Annotated in this window: 1 protein-coding gene; it reads left to right on the forward strand. The window is 49.0% G+C overall.

The genetic code is table 11. The features are described from left to right. Window positions 1-6 precede the first annotated feature (6 nt). The coding region (locus NE473_RS30235; RefSeq protein ID WP_256265562.1) for a hypothetical protein at window positions 7-445 on the forward strand (439 nt) is incomplete at its 3' end.

Below are 445 nucleotides of genomic sequence, written 5' to 3' on the forward strand. Positions count from 1 at the left end.
CTTCTCATGGAGCAGTTTCCGCATCTCATCAATCATCTCCATGAGAAGAAAGCCTGCTTTCTTCAGTATGAGGAGGAGACACGCCGGATTGCCTCACAGGAGTGCAGAGAGGCGGAAGAGTTTGAGGCCGGAATTGCTGCAAGACAGTGGCTGATCGAAGAGATAGACGGGATTGATGAGCGGCTGAAGGCAATGAAGAACTTTTCGGAGGAGGGAGAACGGCTCTTTGAGATTTCAAAAAACAGTTGGGATTTCAGGAAGCTAAGTGAAGAGGAGCAGGCACTTTTTTCGGAAGGGCAGGAAATTTTTACGGTTATGGCCCGAATCCGGGAGCTGGAGCCCGGAGCCCTGGCTGAGATGGAACGAGTCAGAAACCTGCTTCAGGATAAAATCAGGAAAAACAACACAAATACCAGATTCACCGGTTATTTAAAGCAGATGGACC

The sequence above is a fragment of the Hungatella sp. SL.1.14 genome (assembly GCF_024460495.1).
GTDB lineage: Bacteria > Bacillota > Clostridia > Lachnospirales > Lachnospiraceae > Hungatella > Hungatella hathewayi.